General features: G+C 56.3%; 24 protein-coding genes and 4 tRNA genes. 19 read left to right on the top strand and 9 right to left on the bottom strand.

The window, feature by feature from the left end; genetic code table 11:
- Positions 1-112: 112 nt before the first annotated feature.
- Entirely contained in the window at positions 113-1,627 is a 1,515-nt protein-coding gene (gene norR / locus F153LOC_RS18090; protein WP_100779168.1) for a nitric oxide reductase transcriptional regulator NorR, read from the top strand.
- Here the strand turns inward: norR and gutQ are convergent.
- The 7 genes from gutQ to srlA all read right to left on the bottom strand — a co-directional run bounded on the left by gutQ (position 1,624) and on the right by srlA (position 6,528).
- On the bottom strand, positions 1,624-2,589 hold the full coding sequence (gene gutQ / locus F153LOC_RS18085) for an arabinose-5-phosphate isomerase GutQ (RefSeq protein ID WP_102105422.1): 966 nt from the start codon (positions 2,587-2,589) through the stop codon (positions 1,624-1,626). The genes norR and gutQ overlap by 4 nt on opposite strands.
- Positions 2,582-3,355, bottom strand: a complete 774-nt coding sequence (locus F153LOC_RS18080) for a DNA-binding transcriptional repressor (RefSeq protein WP_100779170.1) — start codon at positions 3,353-3,355, stop codon at positions 2,582-2,584. Before F153LOC_RS18080 ends, gutQ begins: the two co-directional genes overlap by 8 nt.
- Positions 3,356-3,418: 63 nt before the next feature.
- Entirely contained in the window at positions 3,419-3,778 is a 360-nt protein-coding gene (gutM, locus tag F153LOC_RS18075; protein ID WP_102105421.1) for a transcriptional regulator GutM, read from the bottom strand.
- Positions 3,779-3,838: 60 nt separating this feature from the next.
- Positions 3,839-4,618 carry a sorbitol-6-phosphate dehydrogenase gene (gene srlD, locus F153LOC_RS18070; protein WP_100779172.1) on the bottom strand — a complete coding sequence of 260 codons (780 nt, stop codon included), beginning with the start codon at positions 4,616-4,618 and terminating at the stop codon, positions 3,839-3,841.
- Positions 4,619-4,633: 15 nt separating this feature from the next.
- Entirely contained in the window at positions 4,634-4,996 is a 363-nt protein-coding gene (gene srlB / locus F153LOC_RS18065; RefSeq protein ID WP_102105420.1) for a PTS glucitol/sorbitol transporter subunit IIA, read from the bottom strand.
- Positions 4,997-5,008: 12 nt separating this feature from the next.
- Positions 5,009-5,968: a PTS glucitol/sorbitol transporter subunit IIB gene (locus F153LOC_RS18060; protein WP_100779174.1), complete on the bottom strand. Its 960-nt coding sequence runs from the start codon at positions 5,966-5,968 to the stop codon at positions 5,009-5,011.
- On the bottom strand, positions 5,965-6,528 hold the full coding sequence (gene srlA / locus F153LOC_RS18055) for a PTS glucitol/sorbitol transporter subunit IIC (RefSeq protein WP_023333189.1): 564 nt from the start codon (positions 6,526-6,528) through the stop codon (positions 5,965-5,967). Before srlA ends, F153LOC_RS18060 begins: the two co-directional genes overlap by 4 nt.
- Positions 6,529-6,802: 274 nt before the next feature.
- On the opposite strand from srlA, the gene mltB reads away from it, so the two are divergent.
- The 18 genes from mltB to F153LOC_RS17965 all read left to right on the top strand — a co-directional run bounded on the left by mltB (position 6,803) and on the right by F153LOC_RS17965 (position 21,328).
- Entirely contained in the window at positions 6,803-7,903 is a 1,101-nt protein-coding gene (gene mltB, locus F153LOC_RS18050) for a lytic murein transglycosylase B (RefSeq protein ID WP_187469886.1), read from the top strand.
- 295 nt (positions 7,904-8,198) lie between these two features.
- Positions 8,199-8,852, top strand: a complete 654-nt coding sequence (locus tag F153LOC_RS18045; protein ID WP_102105419.1) for a metal ABC transporter ATP-binding protein — start codon at positions 8,199-8,201, stop codon at positions 8,850-8,852.
- Complete coding sequence (locus tag F153LOC_RS18040) at positions 8,849-9,697, top strand: metal ABC transporter permease (protein WP_102105418.1); 849 nt, start codon at positions 8,849-8,851, stop codon at positions 9,695-9,697. The genes F153LOC_RS18045 and F153LOC_RS18040 overlap by 4 nt, the downstream gene beginning before the upstream one ends.
- Positions 9,698-9,711: 14 nt before the next feature.
- Positions 9,712-10,590 (top strand): metal ABC transporter substrate-binding protein, encoded by an 879-nt coding sequence (locus F153LOC_RS18035; RefSeq protein WP_102105417.1) that lies wholly within the window; start codon positions 9,712-9,714, stop codon positions 10,588-10,590.
- Positions 10,591-10,722: 132 nt separating this feature from the next.
- Complete coding sequence (gene pncC, locus F153LOC_RS18030; RefSeq protein WP_100780829.1) at positions 10,723-11,220, top strand: nicotinamide-nucleotide amidase; 498 nt, start codon at positions 10,723-10,725, stop codon at positions 11,218-11,220.
- 83 nt (positions 11,221-11,303) lie between these two features.
- Complete coding sequence (gene recA, locus F153LOC_RS18025; protein ID WP_100779179.1) at positions 11,304-12,362, top strand: recombinase RecA; 1,059 nt, start codon at positions 11,304-11,306, stop codon at positions 12,360-12,362.
- A 67-nt stretch (positions 12,363-12,429) separates the two neighbouring features.
- On the top strand, positions 12,430-12,930 hold the full coding sequence (gene recX / locus F153LOC_RS18020; RefSeq protein WP_102105416.1) for a recombination regulator RecX: 501 nt from the start codon (positions 12,430-12,432) through the stop codon (positions 12,928-12,930).
- 131 nt (positions 12,931-13,061) lie between these two features.
- On the top strand, positions 13,062-15,689 hold the full coding sequence (gene alaS, locus F153LOC_RS18015) for an alanine--tRNA ligase (protein WP_102105415.1): 2,628 nt from the start codon (positions 13,062-13,064) through the stop codon (positions 15,687-15,689).
- A gap of 241 nt (positions 15,690-15,930) precedes the next feature.
- Entirely contained in the window at positions 15,931-16,116 is a 186-nt protein-coding gene (csrA, locus tag F153LOC_RS18010) for a carbon storage regulator CsrA (RefSeq protein WP_000906486.1), read from the top strand.
- A gap of 342 nt (positions 16,117-16,458) precedes the next feature.
- Positions 16,459-16,551: transfer RNA gene (locus tag F153LOC_RS18005), tRNA-Ser, on the top strand.
- Positions 16,552-16,555: 4 nt separating this feature from the next.
- Positions 16,556-16,632: transfer RNA gene (locus tag F153LOC_RS18000), tRNA-Arg, on the top strand.
- 64 nt (positions 16,633-16,696) lie between these two features.
- Positions 16,697-16,773 (top strand) — tRNA-Arg (locus F153LOC_RS17995).
- A 65-nt stretch (positions 16,774-16,838) separates the two neighbouring features.
- A tRNA-Arg gene (locus F153LOC_RS17990) sits at positions 16,839-16,915 on the top strand.
- Positions 16,916-17,173: 258 nt separating this feature from the next.
- Positions 17,174-17,740, top strand: a complete 567-nt coding sequence (gene yqaB, locus F153LOC_RS17985) for a fructose-1-phosphate/6-phosphogluconate phosphatase (RefSeq protein ID WP_100779182.1) — start codon at positions 17,174-17,176, stop codon at positions 17,738-17,740.
- A complete protein-coding gene (locus F153LOC_RS17980) occupies positions 17,737-18,165 on the top strand; it encodes a YqaA family protein (RefSeq protein ID WP_095283032.1) in 429 nt (142 codons plus the stop codon). The genes yqaB and F153LOC_RS17980 overlap by 4 nt, the downstream gene beginning before the upstream one ends.
- Positions 18,166-18,250: 85 nt before the next feature.
- The gene (gene gshA / locus F153LOC_RS17975; protein WP_100780830.1) at positions 18,251-19,795 is read left to right on the top strand and encodes a glutamate--cysteine ligase; all 1,545 of its coding nucleotides are present in this window, start codon (positions 18,251-18,253) and stop codon (positions 19,793-19,795) included.
- 152 nt (positions 19,796-19,947) lie between these two features.
- A complete protein-coding gene (gene luxS / locus F153LOC_RS17970; protein ID WP_102105414.1) occupies positions 19,948-20,463 on the top strand; it encodes an S-ribosylhomocysteine lyase in 516 nt (171 codons plus the stop codon).
- A 100-nt stretch (positions 20,464-20,563) separates the two neighbouring features.
- Positions 20,564-21,328 carry a helix-turn-helix domain-containing protein gene (locus F153LOC_RS17965; RefSeq protein ID WP_102105413.1) on the top strand — a complete coding sequence of 255 codons (765 nt, stop codon included), beginning with the start codon at positions 20,564-20,566 and terminating at the stop codon, positions 21,326-21,328.
- Here F153LOC_RS17965 and leuA read toward each other — a convergent pair.
- Positions 21,325-22,974: a 2-isopropylmalate synthase gene (leuA, locus tag F153LOC_RS17960; protein WP_102105412.1), complete on the bottom strand. Its 1,650-nt coding sequence runs from the start codon at positions 22,972-22,974 to the stop codon at positions 21,325-21,327. The two genes, F153LOC_RS17965 and leuA, sit on opposite strands and share 4 nt — an antisense overlap.
- Positions 22,975-23,085: 111 nt before the next feature.
- On the bottom strand, positions 23,086-24,624 hold the full coding sequence (emrB, locus tag F153LOC_RS17955; RefSeq protein ID WP_100779186.1) for a multidrug efflux MFS transporter permease subunit EmrB: 1,539 nt from the start codon (positions 24,622-24,624) through the stop codon (positions 23,086-23,088).

Here is a 24,624-nt window from a genome sequence, read left to right as displayed (position 1 = left end):
TATTGATATTTAATGGTTTTTAAAAATATTACTCGCAAGGGGTAGTCAGAATGACTATCTGTTTTATGGTCAATATGACAGTATGCATTGTCAAAATGACAGCGAGGCGCAAATGAGCTTTTCCGTAGATGTGCTGGCGAAGATCGCCATTGAATTACAGACCGGTATCGGCCATCAGGATCGTTTCCAGCGGTTAATTTCAACCCTGCGTCATGTGCTGGAGTGCGATGCCTCGGCGCTGCTGCGCTACGAAGGGCGGCAGTTTATTCCGCTGGCGATCGACGGGCTGGCGCAGGACGTGCTGGGGCGGCGCTTCACCCTGGAGGGCCATCCGCGTCTGGAGACCATCGCCCGCGCGGGTGACGTGGTGCGTTTCCCGGCGGACAGCGATCTGCCGGATCCCTACGACGGCCTGATTCCCGGCCAGGAGAGCCTGAAGGTCCACGCCTGTATCGGTTTGCCGCTGTTTGCCGGACAAAATCTGATTGGTGCGCTGACCCTCGACGGCCTGCAGCCGGATCAGTTCGATACGTTCAGCGACGAAGAGCTGCGGCTGATTGCCGCGCTGGCCGCCGGGGCGCTTAATAACGCGCTGCTGATTGAGCAGTTGGAGAGCCAGAACATATTGCCGGGCAGTCCGGCGGTGTTTGAGCAGGTCGCGCACACGGAAATGATTGGCCTGTCGCCGGGTATGGCGCAGCTGAAAAAAGAGATCGAGATTGTCGCGGCGTCGGATCTGAACGTCTTAATCAGCGGGGAGACCGGCACCGGGAAAGAGCTGGTGGCGAAGGCGATCCACGAAGGCTCGCCGCGCGCGGTCAATCCGCTGGTGTATCTGAACTGCGCCGCGCTGCCGGAAAGCGTGGCGGAGAGCGAGCTGTTCGGCCACGTGAAAGGGGCGTTTACCGGGGCCATCAGCAACCGCAGCGGTAAGTTTGAAATGGCCGACAACGGCACGCTGTTCCTCGATGAAATTGGTGAGCTGTCGCTGGCGTTGCAGGCCAAACTGCTGCGCGTGTTGCAGTACGGCGATATTCAGCGCGTGGGTGACGACCGCAGCCTGCGGGTGGATGTGCGCGTGCTGGCGGCGACCAACCGCGATCTGCGCGAAGAGGTGCTGGCGGGCAATTTCCGCGCCGATCTGTTCCATCGCTTAAGCGTGTTCCCGCTCTTCGTGCCGCCGCTGCGCGAGCGTGGCGAGGATGTGGTTCTGCTGGCGGGCTATTTCTGCGAGCAGTGCCGGTTGAAAATGGGGCTGTCGCGCGTGGTGTTAAGCCCCGGTGCGCGCAGGCATCTGCTGAATTATGGCTGGCCGGGCAATGTGCGCGAGCTGGAGCATGCGATCCATCGTGCGGTGGTGCTGGCGCGCGCGACGCGCATCGGCGATGAGGTGGTAATCCACGCGGCGCATTTTGCGTTGCACGACGAAGCGGTGCCTGTCTCGCAGCCGGACGTGCCAGCGATGAGCAATGCCAACCTGCGTGAGGCCACGGAAGCGTTTCAACGTCAGATGATTACCCGCGCGCTGGAGCAGAATAACCGTAGCTGGGCGGCCTGCGCGCGGGCGTTAGAGACGGACGTCGCCAACCTGCATCGGCTGGCGAAACGTCTTGGGCTGAAGGGTTAGATAATCCCGGCCTGATAGAAGTCCTGCAGGTTGATGGCGCCGCACAGTTTGCCGCTGTCATCGACCACCGGGGCGGCGGTGATTTTGCGCTTCATCAGCACTTCTTTGGCTTCGATAGCGCGGCTCTCGGCGTTGAGCGTCAGGCCGCCGGTGGTCATGGCATCGCTGACGACCGCTTCAAGCTTGCCGCCGCCCACCAGCCAGCGACGCAGGTCGCCGTCGGTAAAGACCCCTTTGACCAGCCCGTTGTCATCACACACGGCAACCAGCCCCAGCCCGGTGCGGCTCAGTTCGAGCATTGCGTCCATCACGCTGGTGGTGAGTTTAACCTGCGGGATGGCGTCGTCCGTACGCATCAGATGATGCACTTTATTCAGCAAACGTGCGCCCAGCGCGCCGGCCGGGTGTGAGCGGGCAAAATCTTCTTCGTTAAAACCGCGCGCCTGCATGACTGCCATCGCCAGCGCATCGCCCATCATCAGGGTGTTGACGGTGCTGGACGTTGGCGCGAGGTGCATCGGGCAGGCTTCGCGCTCCACGGAGATATCCAGCGTGGCTTTGGCGGCCAGCGCCAGCGGCGAGCGCGATTTTCCGGTCATTGCCAGCAGGGCGACCGATTTTTCCTGTAGACGCGGAATGATCAGATCCAGCTCTTTTGCTGAGCCAGAGTAGGAGATAAACAGCATGACGTCACGGCTTTCAATCATCCCCAGATCGCCATGCAGCGCTTCGGCGGGATGAACAAAAAACGCGGGCGTGCCGGTGCTGGCGAGGGTGGCGGCTATTTTCTTCCCGATATGACCGGATTTCCCGATGCCCGCGACAATCACTTTGCCTTCGCAGTGGATGATGGTATTGGCCGCGCGCGCAAAATCGTCGCCCAGCCTTTCCGGCAGGCGGCTGGCTTCCTGAAGCTCCAGCATTAACGTCTGACGGCCTGTGTTTAGCAGAAAATCACTCATTTCTCTCTCCGGTTACGATCACGTCGATTCCTTTCTCTTCCAGCGCTTTTTTGAACACCGGGTCGATGCCTGCGTCGGTAATCAGTGTATCGACGCTTTCAAGGCTACAGACAATATTGGGACTTTTGCGGCCAAACTTGGACGAGTCCGCCATCAGGATCACTTCCCGTGCGGCGTTGCACATGGCCTTGCTGACGCTGAACACCTCGTTGAAGGTGGTCACACCCGCGTTCAGATCAATCCCGTCGGTGCCCATAAAGAGTTTATCAAAGCTGAAATGGTCGAAGGCGTTCTCCGCCAGTTGGCCGTGAAAAGACGCCGATTTTTTACGGAAGGTGCCGCCGGGCATCAGGATGGTCTGCTCGCTGTCAAACTCGGACAGGGCATTGACGATGTGCAGGCTGTTGGTCATCACCGTGATGTTATTAAAGCGGCTGAGCATCGGGATCATCTGCAGGACAGTGCTGCCCGCATCGAGAATGATAGAGTCGCCATCGTGAATAAACTGGACGGCGGCTTCGGCAATCAGCGCTTTCTGGTGGGTATTGATCAGAGTTTTATGGTCAATCGGCGGATCGGCTTCGTCTTTGTTGAGTACCACTCCGCCATAGGTTCGAATGACTGCGCCAGAGTTTTCGAGCAATACCAGGTCCTTGCGTATTGTCGTGCCGGTGGTGTCAAAGTAGTGGGCCAAATCCTCTACCGAGCATTTTCCCTGCTTTTGCAGATGCTCCAGAATGGCCGCCTGCCGCTGACGTGGTTTCATAGGCGCTTCGTTCCTTACGTTGCGAAATGATAATTTCGCAAGCCTATAGCTTTCAAAACGAAATTATCCATGTTTCAGATTAAGCGCTAATGATAGTGCATTCTGACAGAGTGAATCATGGGGAAAGATCACATCAGGCTGTAATTCCTGCAATGAAATGCCGTTGATTGCCTGGATTTTCGCCGGTCGGGCAAATACGGTCATCCCGCGCATGATCAGTGAATCGCAGACGTTGTTGTCTTCGTCCAGCGCAATCGCCACCACCACACGGGGTTTGAAGCGTCCGCCTGAGCGCCCAACGCCCACGCGGCCTTTCTGACACAGGGCATCGAACGCCCGGTTAAACTGGTGAATTTGCCAGCCGCCAAACGCCATCTGGCAGATCCAGGCGATGGCGGCGACGTTGATGAGTGCGGTAACCATTTTAGCTCCTTTGGTATTCACTCCCCCTCACGAGGGGGAGGGGGACGTTAGCCTGTTTAATCAGAACATCACCTGCCCGCCGGTGACGTTAATTGACTGCCCGGTGCAATAAGAGGCTTTCGGGCTGGCATAAAACAGCAGCATATTTAATACGTCCTGATAGTCGCAGCCGCGCTTCAAAGGCACTTTATCGATGTAATACTGTTCCACCTCATCAGCGTTAATGCCAAGCTTGGTAGCGTATTGCGGCAGCAGAGACTGGAACATTGGCGATTTCAGCAGGTTGCCAAGCATCAGTGAATGCACGGTAATCCCGTATTCAGCCAGATCCAGCGCCAGAGACTGGGTCAGCCCGACGCCGCCAAATTTCGCCGCGCTGTAGCCGGAGTTATGCTTGCTGCCCACTTTGCCGGATTTTGAGTTGATCTGAATGATGCGCCCCTGAATGCCGTCGCGGATCATCAGGCGGGAAAACTCGCGTGCGCAGAGAAAATAGCCCACCAGGTTTACCTGCAGGGAGCGGTCGAAATCCCCCAGCGCGAAGTCGCTGATGAAGGCCGCTTTCGCTATTCCCGCGCTGTAAACCAGCAGGTCGGCGCGGCCAAAAATCTCGTCCACGCCCTGGGCGAGCGCCATCACGCTCTGCTCGCTGGTGGCATCGGCACCAAAACCATATGCCATCCCTTCACCAAACTCAGTGTTAATGGTGTCCGCCACGCGGGCGGCTTTTTCACTCTGAATATCCACAACCGCCACGCGGTACCCTTCTGCAGCAAGCCCACGGCAGAGGAACTCGCCTAAGGTTTGGCCCCCACCAATGACAACGGCAACCTGACTCATGTGATTCTCCTTAAATTACGCAACAAATTTTAATGTGCAGCCGGTGGTAACAGCCTGCGGCACCGGGCCATCCACGTGAACCGTGCCGGGGTATTCCGCCTGCGGCTGGCCGTCGAAACGCAACGTGATGTGCCCCAGCTCGCGTAGGTTTTGTTCGGCTACGTCGCCGACGGCGGTGACGGCATAGCGCGCGTCACCCAGCTCCAGCTGGCTGCCGACCTTCAGCTCGCCGTGTAGCTCGCCGTGGCAGTGGATAAAGCAAAACTCCTCGATATCCGCAGGCGCCCCTTCGCGGAAGGTAATCAGCATCTGGTCGCTCAACGCATCGGCTGCGCTCTGGCCGATGCGGGTAATGGTGGTTTGGTAAATCACGGTCATCGCAGGAACCTCTTATTGATAAATAAAGCCGGAGACAAACCAGGCAATCAGCACCGTCGGGGCGCCCGTCAGGAAACGGCTGACCAGCACGGACGGCACGCCCACGCGCACGGTGTCCTGACGCGCTTCCGCAAGGGACAGCCCAACGGGAATGAAGTCGCACGCCGCCTGGGCGTTAATCGCAAACAGAGCCGGAAGGGCAAGGTGTGGAGGGATATTGCCCAACCCAATTTGCACGCCGATCAGCACGCCGATAACCTGTGCAATCACCGCTCCCGGCCCGAGGAACGGCGACAGGAGCGGGAAGGAGCAGATCAACGCCAGCGTCACCAGCCCAAGCGGATGACTGGCGAGCGGGGCGAGGCCATGGGCAATCCAGTCGCCCAGACCGGACGCCATGATGATGCCAATAAGCGCCGAAACGAACGCCATAAACGGCAGAATGGTTTTCAGAACGGTGTCGATGGTGTCGCGCCCTGACTGGAACAGCACCGCGACGGCTGACCCCATTCCCATACCCACTTTCGCCAGCAGGCCGTCGCTCTGCTCGGTGATTTTTTTACTGGTGTCGTAATCCCGCGGCGCGGCTTTTGGCTGAGCAGGGGAGCCATCAACCAAGCGAATGTTTTCTTCTCTGACGCCGGACACGTAAATGTCTTCGAGGATGTACTGCGCCAGCGGGCCTGACTTACCGGTTGCGTGAATATTCACTGTCGGAATACGGCGCTTCGGATAGATGCCGCAGCGCAACGTGCCGCCGCAGTCGATCACCGCTACCCCAATTTCCGCTTCAGGCGGCTCGCCCTCTTTGAAGCCATCGACCGCTTCCCAGCCGGTCAGATCGCGCAGCTTGTCGACAATTGCCGGACGCGTGCCTGCGGTGATGTAGACGATTTTCTTGCCTGCAACGGCATCGAACTCCAGCGGGCCGCCCCAGCCGCCTTCACCTTTTTCAATACGAATACGGCTCATGCTGTGGCTCCTGAAAGATGGACTTTCTGTTCAAGCTGGATGCCCATTTTTTTCTCAAAAATGGCGGTGGTGAGATCCGTCACCCAGCCGCGGAAGAAGTTGGTGACCAGGCCAACCAGCAGATAGCTCACCGCCAGCGGGCCGAGCGGCAGGCCAAGTGTGGTCAGGCCGCTGGCAATGCCGAGGTAAACAAACAGTTCGCCGGGGTTGATGTGTGGGAACAGGCCGTTCATGGAGTGGCAGCTATAGGATGCGGCGGCGTAATAACTCGGCTTGTACTTTTCTGGCATAAAGCGGCCGAGGCTTAAGGTCATCGGGTTGCAGAAAACAAAGGTTCCGATGAAGGGCAGAACAAGATAGCGGGACAGCGGGTTGCCGGCGCAGCGCTGAGCGAAGCGTTCGATACGCTGCTGGCCGATAAAGTTAATCAACGCATTCATGATCACTAAGAGGCTTATCAGCAGGGGCAGGATGCCGGTCACCATACCGGTGAACACCTCTCCGCCTTTCTGAAACAGCCCGATGAACCACTCGGCGCCGTGGGTGATGGTTTCTATCATTCTTCTCTCCTGTGGGGCTTTTTTGTTTTTGTCTGACTGCGGCTAATAATAATCACTTTGAAAGGTTTTAAAGTGTTAATTGGATCTCACAATGAAAGAAAAATGGATTATTTTGAAAGTTAATTGATGGGGTGACGACTTTTTGGATGAAAAAAGCACCGATTTGCGTGGGGGAGCGTAAAGATTTTGCGGGGGAGGTGAGTACCGCTTCCTTGAGGCATTGCGGATGCTTTACCATACTTGCCACTTATCGAATTCGTTAAATGGATGTCTCATGGTCAAGCGTCGTTACGCAGCGCTCTTACCCGCGCTGATTATGCTTGCTGCCTGTAGCAGTAAGCCGAAAACAGAGGAAGTTCAACAGACGGCGGGCGCCCCATCGGGTGGTTTTCTCCTTGAGCCGCAGCACAACATGATGCAGATGGGCGGGGATTTCGCCAACAACGCGGCCGCCGAGCAGTTCATCGATAAAATGGTGAACAAACATGGTTTCAATAAACAGCAACTCCACGAGATCCTGTCTCAGGCGAAGCGTCTGGACTATGTGCTGCGTCTGATGGACCGCCAGGCACCGACTGCGCAAGTGCCGACCGGGCCAAACGGCGCGTGGCTGCGCTATCGCAAACAGTTTATTACCCCGGATAACGTGCAAAATGGCGTGGCGTTCTGGAATCAATACGAAGATGCGCTGACGCGCGCGTGGCAGGTGTACGGCGTGCCGCCGGAAATTATCGTCGGGATTATCGGCGTGGAAACCCGCTGGGGCCGCGTGATGGGCAAAACCCGTATTCTCGATGCGCTGGCGACGCTCTCCTTCAACTATCCACGTCGCGCGGAATACTTCCAGTCTGAACTGGAAACCTTCCTGCTGATGGCGCGTGACGAGCAGGACGATCCGCTCGATCTGAAAGGTTCCTTTGCGGGGGCGATGGGCTACGGCCAGTTTATGCCGTCCTCCTATAAAGAGTATGCCGTCGACTTTAACGGCGACGGGCATATCAACCTGTGGGATCCGGTGGATGCCATTGGCAGCGTGGCGAACTACTTCAAAGCGCACGGCTGGGTGAAGGGCGATCCGGTGGCGGTGCAGGCGAACGGCCAGGCGCCTGGGCTTGAGAATGGTTTCAAAACGAAATACAGCGTGTCGCAACTGGCAGCGGCGGGTTTAACGCCAATGCAGTCGTTGGGTGATCATCAGACGGCCAGCCTGCTGCGCCTGGATATCGGCACTGGCTACCAGTACTGGTACGGTTTGCCGAACTTCTACACCATCACCCGTTACAACCACAGCACGCACTACGCGATGGCGGTGTGGCAGCTGGGCCAGGCGGTTTCCCTGGCGCGCGTACCGGCGGCTTCACCGTTTAGTCAGTAATCTTGCGTTTTGCCGGGGGACAATTTCGTCTTACCCGGCCCGCACCCTCCACGAGTATTGCCCGGTAAGCGAATCGTCACCGGGCAACACTCGCCTTCGACAGAAACATTTCGCCACACTCCCACTCTTTTATTCGCGTTTACATCTGCATCGCATTTTATTATTGTTATGTTATAACATTTAACGGTGGTGCAACGATGTCTCTCTTCTCTCTTTCCGCGCTCAATCGCCTGTTACTCGCGGCAATTTTGATTGCGCTGATTGGCCTGGCGGTGCGCTGGGCGGTGGTTCTCCCATGATTGAACTGCAAAATCTGGTGGCAGGGTATGACCGCCAGCCCGTCACGCAGACGCTGAATGGCGTGATTGAACGCGGCAGTATGACGGCGATTGTCGGCGCGAACGGCTGCGGCAAATCGACACTCCTCAAAACCCTGGCGGGATTTATTCCGCCGGTTAGCGGGGGATTTCGCTGGCGCGAGAAACGCCCGACGATCGGCTGGCTGGCGCAGCGTCATATGCTGGAGGCGCAGTTCCCCCTGACGGTTCAGGACGTAGTGAGTATGGGCTGCTGGCCGCAGATTTCGCTGCTGGCGGCTTTTCGACGCGAAACCCGTCTGAAAATCGCCCATGCCCTGGAGCGCGTCGGCCTGCAGGATCTTGCAGCCGCTACCATCGACGAGCTATCGGGAGGCCAGTTTCAGCGCATGTTGTTCGCCAGAGTGCTGGTGCAGCAGGCACCGCTGGTGATGCTGGATGAGCCGTTCACGGGGGTCGATGAAGCCACCTGTAATGTGCTGATGGAATTGATGCTGGAGATGTATCTGAGCGGGCAAACGGTGCTGGCGGTGCTGCATGACAGCGAGCGTGTATCGCGCCATTTCCCGCAGACATTGCGGCTGGATACGGCGATACCCCACTGGGGCGCGGAGCGGGTGAGAGTCGCATGATCTGGCATATTTTCTTCCAGCCGTTTATCGAATACGGCTTTATGCGCCGCGCATTGGTGGTGTGCCTGGCGTTGTCCGTCAGCACCACAATGCTCGGTGTTTTTCTGTTGCTGCGGCGTATGAGTCTGATGGGCGATGCGCTGTCGCACGCCATTTTACCGGGCGTGGCGGTGGGGTATCTGGTCAGCGGAATGTCTCTGCTGGCGATGAGTATCGGCGGGTTTATCGCCGGGATCGTCGTAGCGCTGGTGGCAGGTTTAGTCAGCCGACGCACGCCCCTGAAAGAGGATGCCAGTTTCGCCGGGCTGTACCTGGGCTCACTGGCGCTGGGTGTGACCCTGGTTTCGCTGCGCGGTTCGAATGTCGATCTGTTGCATCTGCTTTTTGGCTCGATTCTGGCGGTGGATAACAGCGCGGCCCTGTTTGTCGCCGGTGTCTGCGCCCTGACTTTAATGCTACTGGCCCTGTTTTACCGCGGGCTGGTGACCGAGGCGTTTGACACCGCGTGGCTGCAGGCCAACAAACGCTGGCTGCCCGCGCTACTGCACGGTTTATTCCTGGCGCTGCTGGTGCTGAATCTGGTCGCCGGATTCCAGGTCCTCGGCACGCTGATGGCGGTAGGGCTGATGATGCTACCTGCTGTTGCCGCTCGCTGCTGGATGCGCACGTTACCGGGGCTTCTGCTGATGGCAGGCGTCAGCGGCGTGTTCTGCGCCTGGCTCGGATTGTGCCTGTCGTGGGCGGTGAGTCTGCCCGCCGGGCCTTCCATTGTGCTGACGGCCAGCGGCTGGTTCTTTATTTCGGTTTTATGTGGCTCGCGCAGCAGGCTGCGTGCGCATTTTTAACGCAAGGGGAAATGATGAAGAAGACAGGGGTAATGATGGCGCTTGCGCTGGGGCTGTTGTCGCAAGGCGCGCTGGCAAAAACGCTGAACGTGGTAACCAGTTTTTCTATTTTGGGTGACATCACGCAAGAAGTGGGCGGCGACCATGTAAAAGTGACGACGCTGGTGGGGCCGGACGGCGATCCGCACACCTTCGAGCCGTCGCCAAAAGACAGCGCGGCGCTCAGCAAAGCGGACGTGGTGGTTGTGAATGGCCTTGGGCTGGAAGGGTGGCTGGATCGCCTGGTTAAAGCGTCAGGTTTTAAAGGCACGCTGGTCGTGGCATCAAAAGGGGTGAAGACCCATACGTTGGAGGAGGACGGCAAAACCGTGACCGATCCGCATGCCTGGAATAGCGCTGCGAATGGCGCTCTGTATGCACACAATATTCTGGCAGGGCTGGTCAGTGCCGATCCGGATGAGAAAGCGGCGCTGGAGGCCACGGGCAAACCCTATATTACGCAGCTGACACAGCTCGACGGATGGGCGAAATCGCGCTTCAGCCAGATCCCGCAGGAGAAGCGCAAAGTCCTCACCAGCCATGACGCCTTCGGCTATTTCAGCCGCGCCTACGGCGTGACATTTATGGCCCCGCAAGGTCTTTCATCTGAGAGCGAGGCCAGCGCCGCGCAGGTGGCGGAGCTCATCAAACAGATTAAAGCCGATGGCGTCAAAACCTGGTTTATGGAGAACCAGCTCGATCCGCGTCTGGTGAAGCAGATTGCCAGCGCGACGGGCGCCCAGCCGGGTGGAGAGCTTTATCCCGAAGCGCTTTCCGCCAAAGGTGGCGTGGCGGATACATACGTGAATGCGTTTCGCCACAACGTCAATACCCTCGCCGACAGCATGAAATAATCAGCCTTTCCACGCCGATGCGGCCGCATCGGCTTTTTTCTGAAGCCTCCTCGTAAAACCGGAACCTCATCCCCATATCCCATGAGAAAGTGCTATCTTGTGCTGCATGTTTTTCAGGAGCCTAAAGCGATGATGACTGACCATGAATTGATGCAGCTGAGCGAAGTTGTGGGCCTGGCGTTGAAGCAGCGCGGCGCGACGCTGACGACGGCTGAATCCTGCACCGGCGGCTGGGTGGCAAAAGTGATTACGGATATCGCGGGAAGCTCCGCCTGGTTCGAACGCAGTTTTGTGACCTACAGTAACGAAGCCAAAGCGCAGATGATTGGCGTGCGCGAATCGACGCTGGAACAGCATGGCGCTGTCAGCGAACCGGTGGTGGTGGAAATGGCGATTGGCGCGCTCAAAGCGGCGCGTGCGGACTACGCGATCGCCATCAGCGGCATTGCCGGGCCGGACGGTGGCAGTGATGTCAAACCTGTGGGCACCGTCTGGTTTGGTTTTGCCACTTCCCAGGGGCAGGGCCTTACCTTCCGCGAATGCTTCAGCGGTGACCGTGAAAGCGTGCGCCGACAGGCGACGGAATATGCGTTAAAAATGCTCTGGCAACAATTTCTACAAAACACTTGATACTGTATGACCATACAGTATAATTGCACCAACAGAACAGAATTCACTATCCGGCGCACATCCCCGGCATGACAGGAGTAATAATGGCTATCGACGAAAACAAACAGAAAGCGTTGGCGGCAGCACTCGGCCAGATTGAAAAACAATTTGGTAAAGGCTCCATCATGCGCCTGGGTGAAGACCGTTCCATGGACGTGGAAACCATCTCCACCGGTTCGCTTTCTCTGGATATCGCACTGGGTGCGGGCGGCCTGCCAATGGGCCGTATCGTAGAAATCTACGGCCCGGAATCTTCAGGTAAAACGACCCTGACGCTGCAGGTCATTGCAGCCGCACAGCGCGAAGGTAAAACCTGTGCGTTCATCGACGCCGAACACGCGCTGGACCCAGTCTATGCACGTAAACTGGGCGTTGATATCGACAACCTGCTCTGCTCTCAGCCAGATACGGGTGAGCAGGCACTGGAAATCTGTGACGCCCTGGCGCGTTCAGGTGCTGTAGATGTACTGGTTGTCGACTCCGTTGCCGCGCTGACGCCAAAAGCGGAAATCGAAGGCGAAATCGGTGACTCTCACATGGGCCTCGCGGCACGTATGATGAGCCAGGCGATGCGTAAACTGGCTGGTAACCTGAAGCAATCCAATACGCTTCTGATTTTCATCAACCAGATCCGTATGAAGATTGGCGTCATGTTCGGTAACCCGGAAACCACTACCGGTGGTAACGCGCTGAAGTTCTACGCCTCTGTCCGTCTGGATATCCGCCGTATCGGTGCGGTGAAAGAGGGCGATAACGTCGTTGGTAGCGAAACCCGCGTGAAGGTCGTGAAGAACAAAATTGCTGCGCCGTTCAAGCAGGCTGAGTTCCAGATCCTCTACGGCGAAGGCATCAACTTCTTCGGCGAGCTGGTGGATCTGGGCGTGAAAGAGAAGCTGATTGAAAAAGCGGGCGCCTGGTACAGCTACAACGGCGACAAAATTGGTCAGGGCAAAGCAAACGCAATCTCCTGGCTGAAAGAAAACCCGGCCGCAGCGAAAGAAATTGAGAAGAAAGTGCGCGAACTGCTTCTCAACAACCAGGACTCTAAGCCTGACTTCGTTGTCGATAGCGCTGATGCTGAAGAAACCAAAGAAGATTTCTAATCTCTTCGTCTAAAAACAAGGGCTGCGATTGCGGCCCTTTTTGCATTTATAAAACAGCTGGTTTGTTATGAGTGAAAACACCTCGCGCCGCCCTGCCTACGCCCGTTTACTGGATAGAGCTGTACGCATTCTTGCAGTACGCGATCACAGCGAGCAAGAGCTGCGCCGTAAACTCTCCGCGCCCGTGATGGGAAAAAACGGCCCGGAAGCAATCGACGCTACGGCAGAAGATTATGATCGCGTCATTGCCTGGTGCTACGAGTACCGTTACCTCGATGACAGTCGTTTTGTCACGCGCTTTATCGCCAGCCGGAGCCGCAAGGGTTATGGCCCGGCAAGGATCCGTCAGGAGCTAAACCAAAAAGGCATCGCGCGTGCGGCCATCGATGAGGCCATGCGTGAGTGCGACATTGACTGGTGTGAGCTGGCCCACGCTCAGGCGATTCGTAAATACGGTGAACCCCTGCCGCGTGAATTTTCAGAAAAAGTTAAAATCCAGCGATTTTTGTTGTACCGCGGCTTCCTGATGGAAGATATTCAGGATATATGGCGTAATTTTGCCGATTGAGCGCATGCGGGATTTTACTTCCCTTGCAAGAAAACTTATCTTATTCCCACTTTTTCCAGTAGTCAGTCCGTCCAGGCATCAACAGAGACAGGCTGGCTGCGACATTTCGTTAGCTTGATTTCAGGATAATTATGAGCAAGAGCACCGCTGAGATCCGTCAGGCGTTTCTCGACTTTTTCCATAGTAAGGGACACCAGGTTGTTGCCAGCAGCTCCCTGGTACCGAACAATGACCCGACTCTTCTGTTTACCAACGCCGGGATGAACCAGTTCAAGGATGTTTTCCTTGGTCTCGACAAGCGTAATTATTCCCGTGCCACAACGTCACAGCGTTGTGTGCGTGCGGGCGGTAAACACAACGATCTGGAAAACGTCGGTTACACCGCACGTCACCATACTTTCTTCGAGATGCTGGGTAACTTCAGCTTCGGCGACTACTTTAAACACGATGCCATTCAATACGCGTGGGAACTGCTGACCGGTGAAAACTGGTTCAACCTGCCGAAAGAACGTCTGTGGGTGACCGTCTACGAAACCGATGATGAAGCTTACGAAATCTGGGAAAAAGAAGTCGGTATCCCGCGTGAGCGCATTATTCGCATCGGCGATAACAAGGGCGCGCCATACGCGTCTGACAACTTCTGGCAGATGGGTGACACCGGTCCATGCGGCCCTTGCACCGAGATCTTCTACGATCACGGCGACCACATCTGGGGCGGACCTCCGGGCACCGCAGAAGAAGACGGCGATCGCTACATTGAGATCTGGAACATCGTCTTCATGCAGTTCAACCGTCAGGTTGACGGCACCATGGAGCCGCTGCCGAAGCCATCCGTAGATACCGGTATGGGTCTGGAGCGTATCGCCGCGGTTCTGCAGCACGTGAACTCCAACTACGACATCGATCTGTTCAGCACCCTGATTAAATCCGTGGCTGAAGTGACCGGTGCGACCGATCTGAGCAACAAATCTCTGCGCGTCATTGCAGACCACATTCGTTCCTGTGCCTTCCTGATTGCTGACGGAGTTATCCCGTCGAATGAAAACCGTGGCTACGTGCTGCGTCGTATCATTCGTCGTGCGATCCGTCACGGCAACATGCTGGGCGCGAAGGACACCTTCTTCTATAAACTGGTGGGGCCACTGATTGGCGTCATGGGTGCGGCGGGCGACGAACTGAAACGCCAGCAGGCGCAGGTTGAGCAGGTGCTGAAAACCGAAGAAGAGCAGTTTGCGCGTACCCTTGAACGCGGCCTGGCGTTGCTGGACGAAGAACTCTCAAAACTGTCCGGCGATACGCTGGATGGCGACACTGCATTCCGTCTGTACGACACCTACGGCTTCCCGGTCGATTTGACTGCTGACGTCTGCCGTGAGCGCAATATTAAAGTCGACGAAGCGGGCTTTGAGGCCGCAATGGAAGAGCAGCGACGCCGTGCGCGTGAATCCAGCGGTTTCGGCGCAGACTACAACGCGATGATTCGCGTCGATAGCGCTTCTGAATTCCAGGGCTACGACCATCTGGAACTGACCGGTAAAGTGACCGCACTGTTTGTTGACGGCAAAGCCGTGGACAGCATCAGCGCAGGCCAGGATGCGGTTGTCGTTCTGGATAAAACGCCGTTCTACGCGGAGTCTGGCGGCCAGGTGGGCGATAAAGGCGAGCTAAAAGGTAGCGATTTTGCCTTCACCGTCACTGACACCCAGAAATACGGCCAGGCAATTGGTCACGTCGGCAAACTGGCTTCAGGTTCCCTGAAAGTCGGCGCAGGCGTGAAAGCCGAAGTGGATGAAGCTCGCCGCGCGCGCATTCGTCTGAACCACTCTGCAACGCACCTGATGCATGCCGCTTTGCGCGATGTGCTGGGTACGCACGTTGCTCAGAAAGGTTCTCTGGTGAATGACAAAGTACTGCGCTTTGACTTCTCGCATTTCGAAGCGATGAAACCGTCTGAAATCCGCGCGGTGGAAGATATGGTCAACGCCCAGATTCGTCGTAACCTGCCAATCGAGACCCACATCATGGATCTCGAAGCAGCGAAAGCGAAAGGGGCGATGGCGCTGTTCGGCGAGAAATACGACGAGCGCGTTCGCGTCCTGAGCATGGGGGATTTCTCCACCGAACTGTGCGGCGGTACTCACGCCTCACGTACGGGTGATATCGGCCTGTTCCGTATCCTGTCTGAATCAGGCACTGCCGCTGGCGTACGTCGTATCGAAGCTGTGACCGGTGAAGGTGCGATCGCCAGCCTGCATGCTGAAAGCGACCAACTGCACGACATTGCCCAGTTGCTTAAAGGCGACAGCCACAATCTGGGTGAGAAAGTACGTAGCGCGCTGGAACGTACTCGTCAGCTGGAAAAAGAGCTGCAGCAGCTGAAAGAGCAGGCAGCTGTGCAGGAGAGCGCAAATCTCTCCAGCAAAGCGGTTGAAATTAAAGGTGTTAAACTGCTAGTCAGCGAACTGGCAGGCGTTGAACCTAAGATGCTTCGTACCATGGTTGATGATCTCAAGAACCAGCTCGGTTCAACGGTTATCGTTCTGGCGACAGCGGCTGAAGGTAAGGTTTCTCTGATTGCGGGCGTCTCTAAGGATGTGACTGACCGCGTGAAAGCAGGGGAACTGATTGGTATGGTCGCTCAGCAAGTGGGTGGCAAAGGTGGTGGTCGTCCCGACATGGCACAAGCCGGTGGTACGGATGTGTCAGCACTTCCAGCAGCATTGGCCAGCGTTGAAAGCTGGGTAAGCGCTAAACTGTAATAATTACAAAGCGTAAAAAAACGCCATAACCTCACCGTTATGGCGTTTTTATCACTACGCTATCGCTAACGATAAAGTCAGGTTGAGTTTGTGTATATCGGCTAAACTTACGTTTAACAGAATGTGATGCCGTGACTGCTTACACATTACGTGTTTGTCATCGCTTACTTTTTGGCGTTATATGATGGATAATGCCGGGATACAAGAGACCCGACTCTTTTAATCTTTCAAGGAGCAAAGAATGCTGATTCTGACTCGTCGAGTTGGTGAGACCCTCATGATTGGGGATGAGGTCACCGTGACAGTTTTAGGGGTGAAGGGTAACCAGGTACGTATTGGTGTGAACGCCCCTAAAGAAGTCTCTGTCCATCGTGAAGAGATCTACCAGCGTATCCAGGCTGAAAAATCCCAGCAGTCCAGTTACTGATATTATCGCGTCTCGCCGCCCGGCGAGACGCAACGCTCTCGATATTCTTCCTGCATAAAGTTACCGTTCGATTTCATTCCTTCCGTTTTTTGTCTCTCTCAAACCCTTATCTCGCTCAAAGACCGCAATTTTGCCCGAGGATTTCTGTGCTGATGCCCGCAAAATCCGTTTATAAAACACCCTCTTTGCGGCTTTTACATGCGAATTGAGTGTGATTTGTGCAAACGATAAAAGCTTGTGGAAAATTGTTTGACTTATAAGTCCCAGAAAGTAATATATGCGCCACGCAGCGACGAGAAGCTCTTAACGAGTTACTCGAAGCACTCGAAAGAGGCGTTGTGTGGTGAGGTGGCCGAGAGGCTGAAGGCGCTCCCCTGCTAAGGGAGTATGCGGTCAAAAGCTGCATCCGGGGTTCGAATCCCCGCCTCACCGCCATTTTGCATCCGTAGCTCAGCTGGATAGAGTACTCGGCTACGAACCGAGCGGTCGGAGGTTCGAATCCTCCCGGATGCACCATCATTCTCAGTGTTGCGGCTTGTTGAGTGACATTGAATCAGCAGTAAAAGCAGTACCCCCTGATGCATCCGTAGCTCAGCTGGATAGAGTACTCGGCTACGAACCGAGCGGTCGGAGGTTCGAATCCTCCCGGATGCACCATCTATTACTTCATATTGCTTTAGAAGTGATATGACGTATCAAGCAGTAAAATAGTAAATCCCGATGCATCCGTAGCTCAGCTGGATAGAGTACTCGGCTACGAACCGAGCGGTCGGAGGTTCGAATCCTCCCGGATGCACCATATTCTCCAAGATAGCAGCCACGCTGCTGTTTCAAGGTCTGCGAGATGCTCGCGAGTACCAGGGAGGATAACGTTGCTTTAGCAACGGCCCATCGGGTGAGGCGCAGCCGAGTAATCCTCCCGGATGCACCATTTCTCTTCAGTATCTCCCCCACAGTTCAATTACTCACCATCCCCTTTGTATTACAACCAGAATCAGCGACAAAAATCCTCGTTTACGATAAAGTAATGTCTTGTTAATCGTTAGGCGAGAGCACGATGTACGCACAGTATGACGGTCTGATCTTCGACATGGATGGCACCATCCTGGATACCGAACCCACACACCGTAAAGCCTGGAATGACGTTCTGGGTCGTTATGGCATGACGTTCGACTTACAGGCGATGGTTGCGCTGAATGGCTCACCCACCTGGCGGATCGCTCAGGCCGTGATTGAGCTAAACCACGCCGATCTCGACCCCCATCTGCTGGCCCGTGAAAAAACCGATGCCGTCAAAGCCATGCTTTTAGACACCGTTCGTCCGCTTCCGCTGATTGACGTTGTCAAAGAGTGGCACGGTCGTCGTCCGATGTCCGTCGGCACGGGAAGTGAAAGTGCTGTTGCGGAAGCGCTACTCAATCATCTGGGCTTGCGTCACTATTTCTCTGCGGTTGTCGCCGCCGATCATGTTCAAAACCACAAACCCGCTCCGGACACCTTTCTGCTTTGCGCGGAACTGATGGGCGTTCCGGCGCATAAGTGCGTGGTGTTTGAGGATGCAGACTTTGGCATTCAGGCCGCGCGTGACGCCGGAATGGACGCTGTGGATGTTCGCCTGCTGTGAGTGACCTGCTGTCACTCGCCTCTTTATTTGCCAGCAGTTTTTTAAGTGCCACACTCTTACCGGGTAATTCGGAAGTTGTGCTGGTCGCGATGCTGTTATCTGGTGTGAGTCAGCCCTGGCTGTTGGTAGTAATAGCAACAATGGGTAATAGCCTTGGAGGGCTGACTAACGTTATTCTTGGGCGTTTCTTTCCGCTGCGTAAAACATCACGCTGGCAGGAAAAGGCAGCAGGCTGGCTTAAACGCTATGGTGCTGCCACGCTTTTACTAAGCTGGATGCCTGTTATAGGCGATTTACTGTGTCTGCTGGCGGGATGGATGCGCATCTCCTGGGGACCAGTGCTCTTTTTTTTATGCCTTGGCAAGGCGTTGCGCTATGTCCTCGTGGCACTGGCAACCCTGCAGGGCATGACGTGGTGGCACTAATTGGTGGAATGAAAAAGCGACCTTCAATCGTCAACCATTACAATTTATGCTGGATAACTCTTATTTTGACAGGCGGGAGGTCAATTTGATCCCGGACGTATCACAGGCGCTGGCCTGGCTGGAAAAACACCCTCAGGCCCTGAAGGGGATTCAGCGTGGGCTTGAGCGCGAAACACTGCGCGTGAATGAAGATGGCAGTCTGGCAACAACCGGCCATCCGAAAGAGCTAGGCTCTGCGCTGACACATAAATGGATCACCACCGACTTCGCCGAAGCGCTGCTTGAGTTCATTACGCCCGTCGATGGCGACATTGACCACATGCTGACTCTGATGCGTGACGTTCACCGCTTTACCGCCCGTCAATTGGGCGATGAGCGCATGTGGCCGCTGAGCATGCCGTGTTATATCGAGCAGGGGCAGGATATTGAGCTGGCGCAATACGGCACCTCGAACATTGGCCGCCTGAAAACGCTCTATCGCGAAGGTCTGAAAAACCGCTACGGCGCGTTAATGCAGACCATCTCCGGCGTGCATTACAACTTCTCACTGCCGATGGCATTCTGGCAGGCGAAGTGCGGCGAAACGGATAAAGAGGCGATCTCGGCGGGGTATTTCCGTCTGATCCGCAACTACTACCGCTTTGGCTGGGTGATTCCGTACCTGTTCGGTGCCTCACCGGCGATTTGCTCCTCGTTCCTGCAGGGCAAACCGACCACACTGCCGTTTGAGAAGACTGATTGCGGCATGTATTACCTGCCGTACGCCACCTCTCTGCGCCTGAGTGACCTTGGTTATACCAATAAGTCGCAAAGCAATCTCGGAATTACGTTTAACGAATTGCACGAATATGTGGCAGGCTTGAAGCGAGCGATCAAAACACCGTCGGAAGAGTACGAGAAAATCGGCCTTGAGAAAGACGGTAAGCGCCTGCAGATCAACAGCAATGTGCTGCAGATTGAAAACGAGCTGTATGCACCGATCCGCCCGAAACGCGTTACGCGTAGCGGCGAAGCGCCGTCAGATGCGCTGGAGCGCGGCGGCATTGAGTACATTGAAGTGCGCTCGCTGGACATCAACCCGTTCTCGCCAATTGGCGTCGACGAGCAGCAGGTGCGTTTCCTGGATCTGTTTATGGTCTGGTGCGTACTGGCGGATGCACCAGAGATGAGTTCTGACGAACTGCTCTGTACGCGCACCAACTGGAATCGTGTGATTCTGGAAGGGCGCAAGCCTGGCCTGACGCTGGGTATCGGCTGTGAAACGGCGCAGTTCCCGCTGGCGAAAGTCGGCAAAGATCTGTTCCGCGATCTCAAACGTGTGGCGCAGACGATGGACAGCGTTTACGGCGGCGAGGAGTATCAAAAGGTGTGCGATCAGCTGGTCGAATCGTTTGATAACCCGGAACTGACGTTCTCAGCGCGCATTCTGCGTTCTATGATTGATCAAGGTATCGGTGGAACCGGCCGTTCGCTTGCCGCACAGTATCGCGACATGCTGCAGCAGGAGCCGCTGGAAGTTTTAAGCGAAGAGGATTTCGTGGCAGAGCGTGAGGCATCGGTGGTGCGTCAACGTGAAATCGAAGCTGCGGATACCGAGTCGTTTGAAGAGTTTCTGGCGAAGAACGCCTGACAGAAAAGAAAAAGGCCACATCGCTGTGGCCAAAATATACATCTCTGAAATCAGGGATGATGATAACAAATGCGCGTCTTTCATATACTCAGACGCGCAGTGGAAGAAAGAGTTCATTTTATTTTAAAAATAATCACTATCGGAGGTGACGTATGCCGTTATTAGATAGCTTCACTGTCGACCATACCCGTATGGAAGCACCTGCAGTACGTGTTGCGAAAACCATGCATACCCCGCACGGCGACACAATCACCGTATTCGACCTGCGTTTCTGTGTGCCGAACAAAGAAGTGATGCCAGAAAAAGGCATTCATACTCTGGAGCACCTGTTCGCCGGTTTCATGCGCGATCATCTGAACGGCAACGGCGTGGAAATCATCGACATCTCCCCAATGGGCTGTCGTACCGGTTTCTACATGAGCCTGATTGGCCAGCCAGATGAAACGCGCGTGGCGGAAGCCTGGAAAGCGGCAATGGCCGACGTGCTGAAAGTGAAAGAGCAGAACCAGATCCCTGAGCTGAACATCTACCAGTGCGGCACTTATCAGATGCACTCTCTGGAAGAAGCGCAGGAAATCGCGCGTCACATCATCGATCGCGACGTTCGCGTGAACAGCAATGAAGAGCTGGCGCTGCCGAAAGAAACCCTGCAGGAACTGCACATCTAGCATGATGCCCGCAGATGCCCGGTGGCGCTGCGTCTACCGGGCCTACCGAAATATCGACAGGTAGGCCGGATACGGCGCAGCCGCCATCCGGCAAAACCCTATGACGACAACCTCAACCTTCTCCTTTACCCATCGCCCGTTGGTTCCCTTCGCCCATGATTATCAGCATGGCGACAGCGAGCCGTGGCATCAGCACGATTGTGCCCAGCTGTTGCACAGCCTGAGTGGGGTAGTGCGGGTCGATACCAAGGCAGGCTGCTGGGTGGTCCCGCCGGGGCGTGGCGTCTGGCTGCCCGCCGGAACACAGCACGCCATCCGTATCACCGGTAAGGTGGCGGCACGCACGCTGTTTATCGATCCCCTGGCCCGCGCCGATCTCCCCGCCTCGTGCCAGATCGTACAGATCTCCCCGTTGCTGCGTGAACTGATCGTCAGCGCATTCGATCTGCCTGAATCGTATTCTCCCGGCAGCCGCGACGAGCGCGTTTATGAGCTGATCCTCGATGAAATCCGCCTGATGCCAGTGCTGCCATTCTGTTTGCCTGAACCGGAGACGGACACGCTGCGCCAGCTCTGTCAGCAAATCCGCCGCGCGCCAGAGAATAACTGGAGCAGCGCGCAGGCCGCCAGCCTCACCAGCATGAGTGAACGTACCCTGAACCGCCATTTTCAGCAGCAGACCGGGTTGAGCTACGGCGAATGGACGCGGCGGGCGCGCCTGTTGGAAGCGCTGGTGCGTCTGGCGCAGGGTCAGCCGGTGCTGCGCGTGGCGCTCGATCTGGGCTACGGCAGCCACAGCGCGTTCACGGCGATGTTCCGCCGGGTGATGGGGATCTCACCCAGCGACTATTTCAAAGACGCTTAACCGACCGCGTTTAACAGCGCCTGAAGCGAGGCGCGCGCCACGTCGTTATCGATGCCCACACCCCAGCGGCTACTGCCATCCTGAAACAGACAGCGAATATAGGCCACCGAACGACTGTCGCTGCGCTCGCCCAGCGAGTGTTCGTGATAATCCTTAATCACAAACGGCGTACTCAGCCAGAGACGCATCCCGCTGGCCGCCGCCGATAACAGACCGTTGCCCTGGCCCTCAAGCTGGCGCGTACCGCCATCGACGGCGACAGTGGCGGTTAAGCGCAGCTGCCCGTCCTGCTGACTCTCACTGCGGTAGCTTTGCAGGGTAAAATGCGGCGTTGCCACCAGGCCGTAACGCGCCCGAAAAAGCTGCCACAGCGCGTTTTGCGTCATCTCTTTGCCGTGGCTGTCTGTTTCCTGCTGTACGTGCTGGCTGAAATCTTGCTGCAGGGCGCGGGGCAGTTTGAGTCCGTGATTTTGCTCAATCAGCCATGCGCTGCCGCTTTTCCCCGACTGGCTGTTGACGCGAATAACCGCCTCATAGGAACAGCCGATATCCTGCGGATCGACCGGCAGATAGGGCATCTCCCAGCGTTCATCCGGTTTACGGGCATCGAAGCCTTTTTTGATCGCATCCTGATGGGAGCCGGAAAAGGCGGTATACGCCAGACGCCCGGCCCACGGATGGCGCGGATGAACGGGCAGCTGATTGCAGCTCTCCACCACCTCGACGACCTGAGTCATGTTGCTGAAATCGAGGTGAGGGCTGATACCCTGGCTGTATAAATTCATCGCCAGCGTGACCAGACAGACATTCCCCGTGCGTTCGCCGTTGCCAAAAAGACAGCCCTCCACGCGATCGGCCCCTGCCATCACCGCCAGTTCTGCGCTTGCCACGCCCGTGCCGCGATCGTTATGCGGGTGAACGCTAATGCACACATCGCGGCGGCGGCTAAAGTGGCGGCAAAAATACTCAATCTGATCGGCATAGACGTTCGGCGTGCTGACTTCCACGGTTGCTGGCAGGTTGATGATCATCGGCCTTTGCGCGCACGGCTGCCAAATCTCCGCAACGGCTTCACAAATCTCCAGCGCAAATTCCGGCTCGGTAAAGCAGAAGGTCTCCGGGGAGTATTCGTATTGCCAGTGTGTCTGCGGATTTTCCTCGCACAAGGTGCGGATCTGGCGCGTTGAGCGCACGGCCAGCGCAATAATCTGAGCTTTATCCATGCCAAATACCAGGCGGCGGAACAGGGGCGCGGTGGCGTTATACAGATGAATCGTTGCCTGTTTTGCCCCGCGTAAGGATTCGAAAGTGCGCGTAATCAAATCTTCCCGCGCCTGGGTGAGCACCTGAATAGTGACATCATCGGGAATGCGGTTCTCTTCAATCAGCTGGCGGACAAAATTGAAATCGGTCTGCGAGGCGGAGGGGAAGGCGACTTCAATCTCTTTAAAACCACAGCCGAGGAGCAAATCCCAGAACTGGAGTTTACGCGCGCTGTCCATCGGTTCAGCCAGCGCCTGATTGCCATCGCGTAAATCGGTGGAGAGCCAGCGCGGTGCCTGGGTGATGCGTTGCTCCGGCCAGCGACGGTCGGGCAGGGAGACAGGCGTATAGGGTTGGTATTTTTGTGCGGGGTTTTTCAGCATGATGCGCTCCTGTTGTCTTTTCACTATCGTGAAGCGATTTCAGGAGCGCTGCTTTATCAGGACTGACAGAAGCTGTAGAGAAATGGACAACTTTCCCGGCGAAGCGGCGCGTTAGTGCGCGCCACCGCCGCCACCGCCCGCGCCGAACGGCGGTTTGGCAAACCAGATTAACCCCAGCAACAGAATGAAAATACCCGCAGAAATCCAGAAGATTTCGTTGGCGGAGATAATCAATCCCTGGTTGGTGATCTGCTGGGCAATCCAGCCAGACGCCTGCTGCTCCGTCATCCCCATACTTTGAAGCTCGGAGTACATCTGCTGGGCGTTCGGGTTAAACGGATTCACCGATTCCGTCAGCTGCGCATGATGCAGCGACTCGCGGTTAGTCCACAGGGTCGTGGTGATAGACGTCCCGATGGAGCCTGCCAGCGTACGGGTGAAGTTCGACAGGCTCGATGCCGCCGCCATCCGTTCCGGCGGTAAGCCAGAGAGCGTGATGGTGGTAAGTGGCATAAAGAAGCACGCCACGGCGAAGCCCTGAATAAACTGCGGCCACGCGGACGCGCCAAAGTCCATTCCCGGTTCGAAGGTGTACGCACGCCAGTAGAAACACACCGCATACATAATAAAGCTGAAGGTCACCAGTCGACGCATGTCGAGCTTATGGGCAAAGCGGCCAATAATCGGCGACAGCAGGACCGGAATCAAACCGACCGGTGCCGAAGCCAGACCCGCCCAGGTTGCCGTGTAGCCGTATACCTCCTGCAACAGCTGCGGCAGCAGAACAATCGCGCCGAAATAGAGCATATAGGCGAGACTGATACACAGGCAGCCGATGGTGAAGTTTCGCGACTTAAAGAGCGACAGATCGACTATCGGGTTATCGTCCGTCAGCTCCCAGACAATCAGGAAGCTGATTGCCACCACGGCGACCACGGTAAGGACGATGATCTCTTGCGACGCAAACCAGTCCAGCTCTTTACCCCGGTCCAGCATGATCTGCAGGCTGCCGATCCCTAACACCAGCAGTGCCAGGCCCACGCCGTCGATTCGCCGCTGCTCGGTTTTGGTTTCCCGACCGCGCAGGGATTGCAGCGTCATCAGCACCACTAACGCACCGATTGGCACGTTGATGAAGAAGATCCAGCCCCAGTGGTAGTTGTCACTGATATACCCACCGAGGATCGGGCCACAGATCGGCGCGACGATCACGGTCATCGACCACAGCGCCAGAGCGATTGAGCGCTTGGCGGGCGGGTAGTTATTCAGCAGCAAGCTTTGGGAGAGCGGGATTAACGGCCCGGCGACAATCCCCTGAATCACACGGAAGAAGATCAGCATGGTCAGGCTGTTGGACATGCCGCACGCCCAGGAGGCGATGACGAACAACACCGTTGACCACAGGAACAGTCGAACTTCCCCGACGCGTTTCGCAAGCCACCCGGTAATCGGAATGGAGATCGCATTCGCGACCCCAAACGAGGTGATCACCCAGGTCCCCTGGCTCAGGGACGAGCCAAGGTTACCGGCGATGGTCGGGATCGCCACGTTTGCGATGGTGGAGTCCAGCACCTGCATGAATGTCGCCAGCGACAGCGCAATGGTCATAATGACCAGCTGCGCCCCCTCCAGCGGTTTTTGCTGTTGCAT

The organism is Lelliottia sp. F153 (assembly GCF_002870005.1).
Classification (GTDB): domain Bacteria; phylum Pseudomonadota; class Gammaproteobacteria; order Enterobacterales; family Enterobacteriaceae; genus Enterobacter; species Enterobacter nimipressuralis.
This window is presented reverse-complemented; position numbering and strand designations above follow the sequence as displayed.

Bases quoted from the DNA above. Each gene is read 5' to 3' on its own strand.
- F153LOC_RS18060 (WP_100779174.1), bottom strand. From the start codon at position 5,968: ATGAGCCGTATTCGTATTGAAAAAGGTGAAGGCGGCTGGGGCGGCCCG.
- mltB (WP_187469886.1), top strand. From the start codon at position 6,803: ATGGTCAAGCGTCGTTACGCAGCGCTCTTACCCGCGCTGATTATGCTT.
- F153LOC_RS17965 (WP_102105413.1), top strand. From the start codon at position 20,564: ATGACGACAACCTCAACCTTCTCCTTTACCCATCGCCCGTTGGTTCCC.
- gutM (WP_102105421.1), bottom strand. From the start codon at position 3,778: ATGGTTACCGCACTCATCAACGTCGCCGCCATCGCCTGGATCTGCCAG.
- pncC (WP_100780829.1), top strand. From the start codon at position 10,723: ATGACTGACCATGAATTGATGCAGCTGAGCGAAGTTGTGGGCCTGGCG.
- recX (WP_102105416.1), top strand. From the start codon at position 12,430: ATGAGTGAAAACACCTCGCGCCGCCCTGCCTACGCCCGTTTACTGGAT.
- gutQ (WP_102105422.1), bottom strand. From the start codon at position 2,589: ATGAGTGATTTTCTGCTAAACACAGGCCGTCAGACGTTAATGCTGGAG.
- norR (WP_100779168.1), top strand. From the start codon at position 113: ATGAGCTTTTCCGTAGATGTGCTGGCGAAGATCGCCATTGAATTACAG.
- yqaB (WP_100779182.1), top strand. From the start codon at position 17,174: ATGTACGCACAGTATGACGGTCTGATCTTCGACATGGATGGCACCATC.
- leuA (WP_102105412.1), bottom strand. From the start codon at position 22,974: ATGCTGAAAAACCCCGCACAAAAATACCAACCCTATACGCCTGTCTCC.
- srlB (WP_102105420.1), bottom strand. From the start codon at position 4,996: ATGACCGTGATTTACCAAACCACCATTACCCGCATCGGCCAGAGCGCA.
- alaS (WP_102105415.1), top strand. From the start codon at position 13,062: ATGAGCAAGAGCACCGCTGAGATCCGTCAGGCGTTTCTCGACTTTTTC.
- srlD (WP_100779172.1), bottom strand. From the start codon at position 4,618: ATGAGTCAGGTTGCCGTTGTCATTGGTGGGGGCCAAACCTTAGGCGAG.
- csrA (WP_000906486.1), top strand. From the start codon at position 15,931: ATGCTGATTCTGACTCGTCGAGTTGGTGAGACCCTCATGATTGGGGAT.
- F153LOC_RS18045 (WP_102105419.1), top strand. From the start codon at position 8,199: ATGATTGAACTGCAAAATCTGGTGGCAGGGTATGACCGCCAGCCCGTC.
- luxS (WP_102105414.1), top strand. From the start codon at position 19,948: ATGCCGTTATTAGATAGCTTCACTGTCGACCATACCCGTATGGAAGCA.
- F153LOC_RS18080 (WP_100779170.1), bottom strand. From the start codon at position 3,355: ATGAAACCACGTCAGCGGCAGGCGGCCATTCTGGAGCATCTGCAAAAG.
- srlA (WP_023333189.1), bottom strand. From the start codon at position 6,528: ATGATAGAAACCATCACCCACGGCGCCGAGTGGTTCATCGGGCTGTTT.
- F153LOC_RS18040 (WP_102105418.1), top strand. From the start codon at position 8,849: ATGATCTGGCATATTTTCTTCCAGCCGTTTATCGAATACGGCTTTATG.
- recA (WP_100779179.1), top strand. From the start codon at position 11,304: ATGGCTATCGACGAAAACAAACAGAAAGCGTTGGCGGCAGCACTCGGC.
- emrB (WP_100779186.1), bottom strand. From the start codon at position 24,624: ATGCAACAGCAAAAACCGCTGGAGGGGGCGCAGCTGGTCATTATGACC.
- F153LOC_RS18035 (WP_102105417.1), top strand. From the start codon at position 9,712: ATGAAGAAGACAGGGGTAATGATGGCGCTTGCGCTGGGGCTGTTGTCG.